The organism is Vibrio ulleungensis (assembly GCF_016900875.1).
GTDB classification, from domain to species: domain Bacteria; phylum Pseudomonadota; class Gammaproteobacteria; order Enterobacterales; family Vibrionaceae; genus Vibrio; species Vibrio ulleungensis.
The window spans coordinates 289,670-303,072 of sequence record NZ_JAFEUM010000002.1 but is presented as its reverse complement, the minus strand read 5'-3'; the positions used below and the strand labels follow the sequence as shown (position 1 = coordinate 303,072).

The following is a 13,403-nucleotide window of genomic DNA, read 5'->3' as shown; positions in this document are numbered from 1 at the left end:
TTGGTCTCGATAAAAATCAACCTGTTGTTCATAGTGCGTCTAACAAATATTGAACGGTTGTGTTTTGGCAATAATTAATCTATCGTACTTTGCCATTAGGTTTGCCCAAAGCCATTTATAATGGCGTATAGCGGACAAACCTAGATTCTCGTGCTCCATCTGGTCGTCCACCTATATTCTCCAATGCTGTCGTTATCTTCTATTGGCTAGCATCTCCAACAAATGATACCTCCAAAGCCCAACCTTTTTGTATGGTCTAATCCATCAACAGCGATTTTCTGATCATACGAAACACCTTGATAATGCCCGCGGCTAAACGGCCAATAGCAATCCATATCGCTATCAACAACAGATAGTGATGTAGAGGACCTTATATTTAACCTACTGAATCTTAAGGATGACAGGGCATGAGAAAACTGTTCAATAGAAACAGCGTGAATTCAAAACCATTTATCAAAAAGTCATTATCTACCATTTGCGCGTCTGCATTTCTCAGTATTGGGGCGCAATCAGCATTCGCTAATGCACCCAATGAACCTGATTGGGTGCAAGCGCTAAACTCAACAAAAGAAAGCAGCCCGATTACCGTTTATACGGCTAAGAATATCCACACAATGTACCCAGGACAACCTGAAGCAGAAGCGATTGCAGTGCTAGACGGAAAAATCCTATCAGTGGGTTCATTGGAGTCGATGCAACCTTGGCTTACTCGCTATGAACACTCCATTGATGACCGTTTTGCTGACAAAGTCATCATGCCAGGGTTTATTGAACCACATACACATATGTACATGTCCGCTGGATTTATGTCTTCACTTTACATTGGTTCGATGGACTGGCCGGGTCGCAATGGTACAAACCCAGGGTCTCCAACTCATGATGATGTGATCGCTACTCTTCAAAAAGCTATCGATGAGGGGGGCGATACCACTGAACCACTCATTGCATGGGGATTTGATCCTGCTATCCACGGTGGTGCTTTAGATCGTACTGCATTAGACGCAATCTCTACAACTCGACCTATTTTTGTTATTGGTTTTGCACCTCACTTTGCGTTTCTTAACTCGCAAGCTATTGCCATGACAGGTGTAAAGGATGACTCAACGGTAGAAGGTGTGTTCAAAGATAAAGATGGCAAGCTAAATGGTGTATTCAATGAGGTACCTGCTGTGCCTATGGCGCTTCGTCCAATCTTCGGTCAGATGACTGCATCAGGTGGCATTAATGGTGATGGACTGCGGTTTATGGCAGACATCGCCAAGAAAGCAGGCATTACTACAACGGCAGAGCTGATGTATGGAGCGATTGACTTTGATGATGAGTGGGCACAGTCGGTGGTTGCAACCAACGATCCCAATTTCCCAGTCCGCTTAATGCTTGTAGCTGATGTACACAGCTTAGAACAAAAATACGGTGATAAGGCGATTGAAACCTATAAGGAGATGCAAACGCGTAATACCGACAATCTATGGGTTAACGGCGTGAAAGTGTTAACCGATGGTTCATTACCACTAATGTCTTCTCGTGTCGGCTTCCCTGGGTATCTAGATGGTACAAATGGATCTTTTAACTCTATTCCATGGGATGTCATGACCGAAAACTTAATGCCATATTGGGATAACAACATTCCAATTCATATCCATGCTAACGGTGATAACGCTCTCGACCAAGCCCTAGATACACTAGAAAACTTACAAAACGCGCAACCAAAGTTCGACCACCGTTACTCTATTGAACATTTTAGTATGAGTAATCAGATGCAAGCTCGCCGAATCAAAGCACTAGGTGCTGTAGTGTCTGCCAATGTTTATTTCACACATTTCCGCAGTTTGCTGCATACCGATCAAGCATACGGTCCCGATCGCGCCAGTGGACTAGCACGTCTGGGAGACCTTGAACGTGAAGGTGTAGTATTTGGTATTCACTCTGACTACCCACAAGTAGCAGTACCTATGTTGCCGCTTACCGGAGCTTGGACTGCCGCAAACCGTATTGCAGAAGATAATAAAACGGTTCAACAGCCAGAGCAGCGTGTTAGCGTTGAAAGAGCATTGAGAGCTATCACTATCGATGCTGCGTACGTTCTAGGTGCAGAAAACAAGATTGGTAGTCTAGAACCAGGAAAGCTTGCTGATTTTGCTATCTTAGAAGAGGACCCGTTTACTGTAGACCCAGTTGATATCAAGGACATTGAAGTTTGGGGTACAGTGCTATCAGGTAAAGTACTTAAGGCTCGCCCATAAGGCTTTTATTGATGAGCAACTGCTTGACGGTTGCTCATCGTTCCATTCAATCAAGGTTAAGTATCGATACGCGCAACATATTGATAATTAATTAGATAGACTATTTAGGGCTGCTAAGGATGGTCCCCATAACCGCTTGCCTACTAATATGCTAGGCGACATAAGAGTGAAAATCATGTTTCGTTATATATCAACGATAACCATCAGTTGTATGCTATTTTTTGCACCCTCCTTATCAGCGTCACAGATAAATGATGAACCGCTAGAACTACACTGGCTCGATCTGATTCCCCCAGAAGAGCGTCATAGCTTTCCTTCTATGACTCAGGTCGCCCCTCACGATGAGTCGACATCGCTTGCAGCGCAGCAATCCAAAATAGGCAACGTTCGGCCAGAGCTCAACAATCATAAAGTCAAACTACCGGGTTTTGTTATCCCACTTGAAGGCGATAACGTGATGATTACAGAGTTCTTACTGGTGCCCTTTGTTGGAGCATGCATCCATGTACCGCCGCCACCGCCAAATCAAATTATCTATGTGAAGTTCCCGCAAGGCGCACCTATTTATGAGTTGTGGGATGTTGTGTATGTAGTGGGTACACTCAAGACAGAAACGATCAACCACGAGTTAGCTGAAACAGCCTACGTTATCGAAGGTGATGCACTTGAAGTCTACGACAATAGGTAAGTAGGCCGAGTGTGGAGGTGCAGTAAAAGTGAGTATGGCTCAACCTGTTGTTTACGCAGATATCTTTAACCTTTTGCTTGTGATACTAGCAGAGCTGTGTCGTTGAGGAGAGTTGCTTAGCACGGACACATCGATCCTGCTGAGCAACTCTTATGTGTATGACACCATAAGAACTGAAACAGCTCGCTATAGTGTCTAATCTTTGGTTAAGTTCGTTTATGCTTTGGCACGTAATTCAGCACCGAAATAGGGACTTCCTTGCGCGGCTCAAACCCTTCAACGACGCGGCGCTCTAACAAGTGCCCAAGTCTGCTTTCAATCATGCATAAGTTTTTGAAGTTATCTTTAGACACAAAAGAGATGGCTTCACCGGACAGATCTGCACGACCGGTTCGGCCGATGCGATGGACGTACTCGTCTGCAGGGAACGGGAGATCGTAATTGATCACAAGAGGTAGGCCTTCTATGTCGATTCCTCGAGCACCCACACCTGTCGCTATCATGTACTGAATGTTACCCGCTTTAAACTGCTCCAATAGGTTAGAGCGTATGGCTTGGCTGCGTCCACTGTGGAAGGGTTCGGCTTTAATGCCGCGCTTTTCAAGTTGCGCGGCAAGTTTTGCAGCACCATGTTTTGTTTCGATAAAAATTAGTGCTTGTGGCCACTGGTTTTCGTTGATGAGGTGGGCAAGTAGTGCCGACTTTTTATCTTTGTCGACCGTGACTAACCACTGCTCTATATTAGGCTTTGACGCATCCGTTGCGGCGATGGAAATTTCGAATGGGTCGTGTACTGCTGTTTTCGCCAGATCACGTACTTTTTTCGACAAAGTGGCCGAGAACAGCAAGTTTTGCACGTCTGCGGGCAGGCGATCTAAGATCTTGTTGATGTCTTCAATAAAGCCCATGTCGAGCATGCGATCGGCTTCGTCGAGCACAAGTACTTCTACTTCTTCAAAGTAAACAGCATGTTGGCCGTACAAATCCAACAATCGACCCGGCGTTGCTACTAAAATGTCTATTCCGTCGATCAATGCTTGTTTTTGAGGGGCGTCACTGACACCGCCGTAAGCCACAGCCGATTTTAGCGAGGTATGTTTTGCATAGTCGGTAATTTTGTCGTTAATTTGAATGGCCAGTTCACGAGTTGGCGCAACAATAAGAGCGCGAATTCGTTTCTTTTTCTGGGTTTCACCTTTTGACAGCTGCTCCAAGATAGGCAATACAAAACTGGCGGTTTTACCGGTACCTGTTTGCGCAGCAGCAATAAGGTCGCGACCTTCGAGAACCACAGGAATCGCTTTGTTTTGTATGGATGTTGGGGTGGAATAACCCAGCTCTTGAAGCGCGTTGGTAAGGTTTGAGTTAAGGCCAAGCTTAGAAAATGACATAATAATTAAGACTCAGAAAAAGTTGGGCGAAGTGTAGCACAACAGGCATAGCCACTGCATCGACTAAGCGGTACACTCGCCACTGTAAAGTGGATTTAGATAAGGTATACACGAGGTATGTTAAAAATATCCAACACGGTATCGCTGGCGGACTGGGAAATACAGTTGACTGCTATACGTGCACAAGGAGCAGGCGGGCAGAATGTTAACAAGGTGTCCTCGGCAATACATTTACAGTTTGATGTTAACCGCTCAAGCTTACCTGCGGTGTATAAAGAGCGTATTCTAGCGCTGAATGATTCTCGGATTTCCAAACTTGGCGTGATCACGATAAAGGCGCAGCAATACCGAAATCAGGAGCAAAATAGAGAAGATGCACTCAATCGTTTGGTGGCCATTATTCAGCAAGCGATGGTTGTTCAAAAAACACGTCGTCCTACGCGACCTACACGCGCGTCCAAAGAGCGACGCCTTAAAGGCAAACAAGTTCGTTCTCAAACGAAATCGATGCGCGGCAAGGTTATTTGACAACCAAGCTTCTGATTTATGAGATGGTTCACCTGCAAACAGCGTTTATGATTTAAAGTTACTGTACAGCGTACTGTCTTGTGTTAGTATCGTCTAATTAACGATCGACGACATTAACCAGTAGCACTTCATCACCATGAGTTTGAGAAAGTGTTTACTCATTGGTACGCGCTATGAACAAACTGGAAAACTTATCCTTTCACAAAAAGTTAAGGTATAACTTTTTTCTGTATCTCCTCTTTTTTCTGCTTTTCTGCGGTACCGCAATTTACGGGTTTAGTAAGGTAAAAACCTTATTCAACTACGTAGCTACGGATACGGTGCCTGATATCGTTGCCATTTTGGAACTAAAATCCGCATCTAATCGATTATTTGCTGAAATACAAGGGTTTGTAGCTACGGGCGACGAAGGTGAAATTGACGAGTTTTACGAGTCTGTTGAAGAGTTCAATACTTGGTTGGATGAGTGGACGGTTGCACCTGGTGATGAGACTGAGCTTGAACTAAAAAAACAAATGGTTTTGCATGCAGAGGTGTTCTCTAACTACGCTCAGGTCATTTTCGACCAGTTTGTCATCCAAAAACAGCAGTTGAAATCGCACAACCAGCTACACGTCGATTTTATGAATAGGTTTAGTCGTTTTGACTCTGTCGCACACAGTAATGGTCATCAGCAGTTTGCGATTGACTTATACAATGACGTTAACCTGCTGCTAATTGAAACCTATAAAATCATTTCTACCCACATTGAAGACGATGATGACGGCGAAGATCAGGGTGGCGAACCTGAACAGATTAGCGCGGGCGAGAATGAGCAACAAATGATGGAGCTGCTCTTTGATCAAAGACTAGAGTCATTAGAAGCCACATTGGTTAATCGTCCAACATTTATGCCTTATGACCCAATCTACCATCTCACTGAAACCATTCTACAATCCGCGCAGCAGTTGGCTGCAACCTCGGCGACTATCTATGAAACATTAGATAATGTTGAGGAGTACGAAGAAGAAATCCTAGAAACACTGGATAGTGCGATTACGCTGCAAACTCGAGAAGTTGAAGACTCCTTTGAGCGAGCTGACATTACCGTATCTAATTTCACCGCTATGTTCATAGTGATGAGTGCGCTGTTTACGGTTGTGTTTTCGATCATCTCTAGGCAGTTAGGCCAGTCAATTGCTATCCGAATGGGCAAATTGGTGGCTTCAATTAAAGAGATCTCTAACGGTAATTTTACGAACAGGGCGGATGTAAAAGGGCAGGATGAAATCGGTCAATTAGGGAAATACTTTAACGAAATGACCGACAAACTGGAAACGACGACAGTCTCGAAAGACTACGTAAATAGTATTTTAGTTGGTCTAAATGAAAGCCTTGTAGTGGTATCGACAGACGGTGTTCTAGAAACGGTGAACCAAGCGACATTGGCGCTTCTGGGCTACCAACAACATGAATTAATCGGTAAACACTATTCTGTTTTATTTGCTTCTGAATGCGTTGGTGAAGTACAGGAAGTGCTACAAAGCAACGCTAGCCGAAAAGAGCTCAACTATGTCTCAAAAGAAGGAGAAAGAATTCCTGTACTCCTTTCTAGTTCGCACACTCTAGGCATGCTGGGAGAGGTGACCGGTAATGTATGTGTTGCTAGTGATATACGTCAGCTTAAGATTGTGCAATCGGCCCTTGAAGAGTCTTACAATGAGCTCCAAGTCGCTCAGCAACAGCTTGTACAAAGCAGTAAGTTAGCGTCGATTGGTGAGCTTTCAGCGGGGGTTGCGCACGAGCTTAACCAACCGTTAATGATCATTCGAACAGGCAGTCAAATGCTTGAGAGAAAGAGAACTAAAGGGACCTTAGACGATGCATACTTGGAGAAGTTTATTGGTTCGGTTAATGCTAATTCTAAGAGAATGATGAAGATCATTGACCATTTGCGAACATTTGCTCGCCAGTCGTCGGTCGAATACAACCCAATGAAGGTGAATTCGGTTATCGAAAACTGCTTCTATATGATTGGTGAACAGTTAAGGCTGCACGACATCGTTGCCGAACAGTCACTGGAAGACAATCTGCCCGAAGTGCGTGGCGATAGTAATCAACTTGAGCAGGTTGTACTTAACTTGCTAACCAATGCACGTGATGCAGTTGACGAGAATAGCGCAGAAAAGCGCGTAACAATTACAACCCAACGATCAATAGATAAACCCGATCACATAGAAATTTTGATTTCAGATAACGGTACTGGGATACCCGTGGACAAACAAGATCACGTTTTTGATCCATTCTTCACCACCAAAGAAGAAGGTAAAGGAACTGGGCTGGGCCTTTCAATTTCCTACGGAATTATTGAAGCTCATAGTGGCACGATAGACGTGATGAGTACTGGCCAACAAGGCACCACAATGCGGATACAGCTTCCTATTTTGTCGTAGGTTGTGAGTTGGATTAAGTGTAGATAGGAAAGGACAATGGTTGAGAAACTAATACTGGTGGATGATGAGCCAGAAATCAGAGAAATTCTGGGCGAACTCTTAACGGACGAAGGGTTTGACGTAACGTTGGCTGAGGATGGAAAAGCTGCGTTAGAGAGCTTCTTGCGCGATGACTTTGATTTGGTGATCAGTGATGTGCGCATGCCAAACAAAACCGGTATTGAACTATTAAAAGATATACAACAAGGGCCAAAAAGCGTCGATGTGATCATATTGACTGGCCAAAGCGATGAGTCCACAGCGATTGACTGTTTGCGAGCAGGGGCTTATGACTATCTGTTAAAGCCCATTGAAGATCTAGATATCTTGTTGTCGTCGGTTAATCGAGCGTTGGAAAAGCGACGCTTGCAAACCAAAAACGCAATGTTAGTACAGCAACTTGAGGAGTTGGCAGTCCGTGACCCACTGACTGGGCTCTATAACATGCGTCCATTTTATCAATTTGTCGACTCTGAAATTACACAAGCCTCTCAAGATTCGAGTGAGTTTGGGCTGTTATTCATCGATATTGACCACTTTAAAACCATTAACGACTCTTTTGGGCACCAGTTTGGTGATTTTGTCCTTAAGCAGTTTGCCCATTTGCTGCAACAAGACCTAATGGAAACCAACAAATTCTTTCGCTATGGTGGTGAAGAGTTTGTCATTATGCTGCCTAATATCAATCGCGATAAATGCAAAGACATTGCATTACGACTCATCAACATCGTACGCAATTACACATTCGAACTCGGGCAAGAGTCGACGTCAATCACAATAAGCATTGGCGGCGCGATTTACCCAATAGATTCGCTAGATCAAGTCGAGTTGATCAAACTCGCGGACCAAGCATTGTACCGCGCAAAATCTGAAGGTAGGGATTGTTATATATCGGCGAATGACGCCCAAGTTTACCGGTGAAACCTACAGTAATACAGGCGAAGTTATTTCTGTAGGTAGCCATTTATACGATAGGCACTTAGTCGGTAATGAGCTCGACACCTTCGGTAATTAGATATTGATTAGGTTGATCCGAGTCTAAACTCCACAATTCGGCGAGTAATGTGGTATTGGCCATATCATACGTTATCTCAATCTCGCCTTTTCCTGAGACAATCGGGGTTTGAGCAATTTTGTATCGTAGCTTTGGTCGATAACTGTCCCCGTTGGCATCAAATTGTGAGTAGATTGCGATGTACCCCGATGCTGCTGTAGAGAGATCAAACGTTAAGTGGCGAGTATCAACCAGCTCGTAATCAAAGTCGGCTGCTACCGATAAATCTTGCATGCTAAGATTTATGTCGGTTGTTCCCGAAGGGGCTTCGCTGACAGGCGGCGTGTTAGCTGTATCGCTGTCGGAACCACACCCCGACAACCCAAGGGACATCACTATAACAATCATCCCAACTAATGAGCTGTATGTGTTTTTATGTTGCTGATTCATAATAATCATCCTATCAATGTGCGTTTCTGACTACTTAACGGTTTTGGAATGTGCGGTTGGGTATCGCATGGTGCTTTAGGTGCCAAAACGCATTTTTCTTACCACTGCTTTGAGCAAATTCAGCAAATTGTGGATAGGCCTGAAGAAGCTCGATGCGTTCCAGTGGCCATTGCCACTCCTCGGTGATTAACAGTGCCCAAGGAAGATTATTGGCCGTTTTAAAATAAACACCTTGGTCAGGGTTACTGGCATCTACACCCAGATTCCACAGCTGTACTTGGTCAAATTTCTCAGTAGGTGGATGATCAGGAAGGTGGACTTCCCAAGTTCTTCCTGGCTGAAATGGAAGACCCTCGCCATGGTAGTATCCAGGAGTGGCAAATATGAATGGGTCATAGGGCATGGCGATTAGGCTATCTGCGCTCGGTGAGTCGTTTAGGTTTATATGCAGCTCAAACGAAAAGTTCTCGGGTGCGGTGCAATCAACGGTTGTTCGGTGATAGCGACACTGCTCCGCTTTTTTCGTCGACACATCATCAGCGACAATAAAAATGGCCTGGTCACTGTCTTGTTCTAGTCCACTTGCCGCCAGTTGAACACCATTGTGATATTGACGTGTGGTTGCAGCATTCACATCGACTCTTGCGAGTCCTGTTAAGCCGATAGCAAAACCGTTGTGGTAGTCGGCGCCGACTGCCGCAAGACGCCCTTCAATAATGCTTTTAACCACTTTGTCCTGCTTTACGATTTCGGTAACGCGATAGTGGATCACTACGTCGTTCATGTCGTAGTCAGCGGTGTATGGCCAGTTATCTTCGTAGGCGAGGGTGGCATAGCCGGTTTGTGATGGAAAGTAGCGCACTGTCGCCCCTTCGCCAGTCACCAAGATGGGATGGTCTTCCACCTCTCCAGATGTTGCTCCGCCATCAAACCCAAGGCCTTGTTGTTGACTAAATCTAAAGCGGCTCCAACTGTTGCCAATTTCTGCGCTGACTGGGACGTTATATATCAGAGACTGACGCCCGGCTTCAACAAGAGTATCTGTGAAGACTTGCTCGCCCTCGTCAGCAAAGTCACCGTCTTGGTTCCAGTCAAACCATGCCGATAAGTAACCCGATGTCGACGCTTCGACCACAACAATAGAATCGAGCCCTGGCTCCATTGAGGTAACAAAGTTAACCCCATCTTCGTCGTAATACCCAGTGTCCTGGTCGCTTAGTGGCGCTGTAAACCCATCTTGCTCTCCATCAGGTGCACCGCTGCCTAAGTAGGTAACACCATCAAGTTGGTGGCGTGGACCGTTATTTGTCAATAATGTGCCATAACTGTCTGGTGCATCACCAAAATCAATCTGAGAGTCTTCATCAATTAATGGAGCGAGGGCGCAACGTGCACCATCGTTTTGACCTGACGCGGGACCATCGGCGAATTTTACCGCAGCGACTTGCCCATTTGCGATTTGCATCTCATCCGATAGGTCGATTCTAAAAACAGCACCATCTGAGTTGCGAGATAGATAGTAATTACCATTTACGTCAAAGTAACCTGCGCCAAACGTCCCGGTAACGCCCGTGTCTCCAATGAGCGTAGTCGAGCCATCACTGGGATTGATTTCGTGCAAAACACCGGTCCTATTATCAACGGCGTAGAGCAACTGATTTAGGGGATGAAACGCAAAGTCAGTGAGTGTTAATGATCCATTGTTGCTCACCTGATTAAACGTCAAACTGGCGGTAGGGTCACTCTCTAGTGGGGTTAGGTCGACTGAAAACAGCCCTTGTCCTTTGCGGTACAGGTAATACACACTGTTAAACACATCGCCGACGTAGAAGGTGAACTCTTGCGGCAAGCCAACAACATTTAGGGGTTCAACTTTAAAGTCTTTCCCTAGGCGTACTAAGCCTTTATTCGTGGTGTCGTAGCCGTAGATATAGCGACTGTCCATATCAAAACCTACACCATTGATGTTAGATGCAGTGCCAGTATCTGCCTGCAGAAGCTTTGATTCACCAGTGACTAAGTTAAGACCATACACTTGTACAGGTTTAGATTGAAACAGGTACGCTTTACTGGGACAGGTATCAAAGGGGGCAGCAAAGACATTCAAACTAAACAGTAAGCATGCTGATAAAGTCAGTCCTTCGTGAAACATTTTTCTTTTATTGGATATTGCGCATGGTTTATTCATTACGAATCCCTTACTTAATGATGTAGAACGTGCAATGGTGCGTAATTTGTCATTGCCATTTGTCGAACTTATGGTGATATCTAGGCGGTTTAGTTGCCTTGTTTTCGCGAGTCATTGACTAAATATCCAAGACCACCAATTAAGTTGGCCGCGTGTCCGAGCAACATGTAATGGATCAGTTGCAAAATGCGATTAGCATTGATCACCGGGACCATGATGCCGGCAAGTCCTATGGCGTATACGGCCAACTGTGCAAAAACAAGCGCTTGGAAAATAGGTAGATGAATCATTTGCAAACTGCTGATTAGCGCAACCATCATTAGGTATGGCGTAAGCAAACGAAGCCCTTTGCCAGAAAAGAACGCAAATGCAATGTGTCGAAATCGAGGGTGAAATAAGTTAGCCAATAGAATGACTTGCTGCATGTTCCCAGCGGAAATTCTTAAGCGGCGCGAGAAGTCGTTTTGGATTGTGGTAGGTTCAAGTTCGGTTGCCACTACATTGGTGTCGTAGACCGACGCGTAACCTTGACCCACGATTTTCATCGGAATGACGAAATCATCGTTGATGGTATTAGCTGGTAACGGACTAAATAGGGCGGTTCTAAACACATAAAACGCACCGTGTGATCCTATTGTGGTCGCAATTTGAGATTCCGCGTACTTGATTTCGCTTTGATATTTCCAGTAGTGCGACTCGCCTTCAGAGCCTTTCTCAAACAGTGTATAACGGCCGTTAACTACCCCTACATTACTGTCGGAAAAGTGGTGCTGCGCAATTTTGAGGGCATCGATAGACACCACGGCAGAAACGTCACTGAGTACAGTAAGATCGCTCGACACAGACAGCATTGCTTCATTCAGGACCTGAACTTTCCCTCTATTTTGTTGATGAACATGTACTCGGAAAAAGGTATCGGCGCAGGTCGCTTCTTGGATAGTCTGCTGGGCAATTTTGGCCGTATCATCGGTGCAACCATCGCAAATGATCTCGATGGTTAGTTTTTGTTTTGGATAGTCCAGCATAGCGACATTGCGGATTTTTTCGGCAATCCATTGCGCTTCGTTGTAGGCAGGGATGATGATGGTTATTGATGGCATCTCTTCCTCGGTGTTTTGCGATGGGTATTGATCATTTTCGCTGGTTTCACGACGTTTTAGCGCACCTAAATAGACTTTCAAAAGCAGCGGATAGCCAACGTGATGATAAATAATTAGTGCCGCTGATACACAAAATAGCGAACTCCAAATCAGGTCAAAAGTATTCATTGTGAACTCCCTTTTTTATTAACTGTTGGTACTGCTTCACCATGCTTCTTACATCGAAATTGTGTTGGATGTACTGTCGAGTTTGAATGGCGGAAGGCTTGTCTAGTGGCTTAAGACGAAGAAGAATCTTTGCAAGGGCGATAGGCCTAAAGGGTGCACAGCTTGACCCCGATGTAGGGCATAGGGTTTGTACACTTGCGCCCACCTCCGTGACGACTGTGGGAATACCGCAAGATTGCGCTTCTAACGCGCTCAGTGGAAACCCTTCGCGTCGAGAAGGAAGACAAAACCCATCCAAGCTTTGGTAAAACTGAGGCATAGCATCCACTCGACCGAGTAAAGTGACGCGCTCTTGAAGGTTTAAGTGGTTTATCAAATTTTGCAGTGTCTCTTTTTGGCTGCCAGAGCCTGCAATGACGAGCTTGTAGTTGGTTGGCATAAAGTGCATTGCCTTAATCAATAAGTCGTGCCCTTTGACGGGTTCTAAGCGGCCGGCGCTACCAATGAGAATGTCGTTTTTATTGAACCCACAAAGACCAAGAGCTGTGCGCGCATTAAGGCGATCACCAAGTGAAAATGAGCGAGTATCGATTCCGTTATAGATGGTATGTGGCTGAGTAAAAGGAAACAGCGTTGCAAGTGTGGATTGCACCGCCTGCGCATCAGCAACTAAGATGGGCTTGGTAAGTCTCAACAATATCGTTTGTAGCGCGCGATTTTTGCTTGCATTGAGATGCCAAGCGTCGTGCTCGGTATGTACCGATGTTATTTGAGTCGAGACCAATGATGTTAGTTTTGCAGAGATTCCCGCGTATAGAAGTGGGCCAATATGATGGCTGTGCACCACATCAATATCTTGGCTGTTTAGGTAATTGACGAGTTGCTTAATACTTTTAACACTGACGCCACGACCGCTCTTATTGAGAAAAGTGATCTGGTTTTTAAAGGGCTGCAACGCAGGCCAGTCGTTTACTGCCTGTTTTGCCTCGCCCTCTAGTGAGATAATTCGGACATCCCAGTGGGCAGGTGCGTAGCGTAAGAAATCTAGTACTAAGCATTCCAACCCTCCAGGACGGAGATGTTGCACAACATGCACGACCTTTTTCGTCCTATGTCCGCTGGACATATCCAAAGATTGTCGATGTGTTAGTGTCTCTGCGATCATTCGTAGGTTCCCTATCC

At 45.2% G+C, this 13,403-nt stretch carries 10 protein-coding genes; 5 read left to right on the top strand and 5 right to left on the bottom strand.

Features of this window, described 5'->3' with window-relative positions; all coding sequences use genetic code 11:
- Positions 1–407: 407 nt before the first annotated feature.
- Together JQC93_RS06235 and JQC93_RS06230 are read left to right on the top strand one after the other, a co-directional pair.
- On the top strand, positions 408–2,243 hold the full coding sequence (locus JQC93_RS06235) for an amidohydrolase (protein ID WP_205157615.1): 1,836 nt from the start codon (positions 408–410) through the stop codon (positions 2,241–2,243).
- A gap of 175 nt (positions 2,244–2,418) precedes the next feature.
- Positions 2,419–2,931: a DUF3299 domain-containing protein gene (locus JQC93_RS06230; protein WP_205157614.1), complete on the top strand. Its 513-nt coding sequence runs from the start codon at positions 2,419–2,421 to the stop codon at positions 2,929–2,931.
- Positions 2,932–3,137: 206 nt separating this feature from the next.
- On the opposite strand, the gene JQC93_RS06225 is transcribed toward JQC93_RS06230, so the two are convergent.
- A complete protein-coding gene (locus JQC93_RS06225; RefSeq protein WP_205157613.1) occupies positions 3,138–4,322 on the bottom strand; it encodes a DEAD/DEAH box helicase in 1,185 nt (394 codons plus the stop codon).
- A 117-nt stretch (positions 4,323–4,439) separates the two neighbouring features.
- On the opposite strand from JQC93_RS06225, the gene arfB reads away from it, so the two are divergent.
- The 3 genes from arfB (at position 4,440) to JQC93_RS06210 (ending at position 8,242) form a co-directional block, all read left to right on the top strand.
- Positions 4,440–4,850, top strand: a complete 411-nt coding sequence (gene arfB, locus JQC93_RS06220) for an alternative ribosome rescue aminoacyl-tRNA hydrolase ArfB (RefSeq protein ID WP_205157612.1) — start codon at positions 4,440–4,442, stop codon at positions 4,848–4,850.
- Positions 4,851–5,170: 320 nt separating this feature from the next.
- Positions 5,171–7,282, top strand: a complete 2,112-nt coding sequence (locus JQC93_RS20450; protein WP_205157611.1) for a sensor histidine kinase — start codon at positions 5,171–5,173, stop codon at positions 7,280–7,282.
- A gap of 36 nt (positions 7,283–7,318) precedes the next feature.
- A complete protein-coding gene (locus JQC93_RS06210; RefSeq protein ID WP_205157610.1) occupies positions 7,319–8,242 on the top strand; it encodes a diguanylate cyclase in 924 nt (307 codons plus the stop codon).
- Positions 8,243–8,300: 58 nt separating this feature from the next.
- Here JQC93_RS06210 and JQC93_RS06205 read toward each other — a convergent pair whose 3' ends face one another.
- The 4 genes from JQC93_RS06205 to JQC93_RS06190 form a co-directional block, all read right to left on the bottom strand.
- Entirely contained in the window at positions 8,301–8,765 is a 465-nt protein-coding gene (locus tag JQC93_RS06205; RefSeq protein ID WP_205157609.1) for a hypothetical protein, read from the bottom strand.
- A 34-nt stretch (positions 8,766–8,799) separates the two neighbouring features.
- Positions 8,800–10,917, bottom strand: a complete 2,118-nt coding sequence (locus JQC93_RS06200) for an LruC domain-containing protein (RefSeq protein WP_205158025.1) — start codon at positions 10,915–10,917, stop codon at positions 8,800–8,802.
- Positions 10,918–11,042: 125 nt separating this feature from the next.
- Positions 11,043–12,221, bottom strand: coding sequence for a glycosyltransferase family 2 protein (locus JQC93_RS06195; RefSeq protein ID WP_205157608.1), 1,179 nt, complete (start codon positions 12,219–12,221; stop codon positions 11,043–11,045).
- Positions 12,208–13,386, bottom strand: a complete 1,179-nt coding sequence (locus tag JQC93_RS06190; protein ID WP_236009378.1) for a glycosyltransferase — start codon at positions 13,384–13,386, stop codon at positions 12,208–12,210. The genes JQC93_RS06195 and JQC93_RS06190 overlap by 14 nt, the downstream gene beginning before the upstream one ends.
- Between the last annotated feature and the right edge of the window lie 17 nt (positions 13,387–13,403).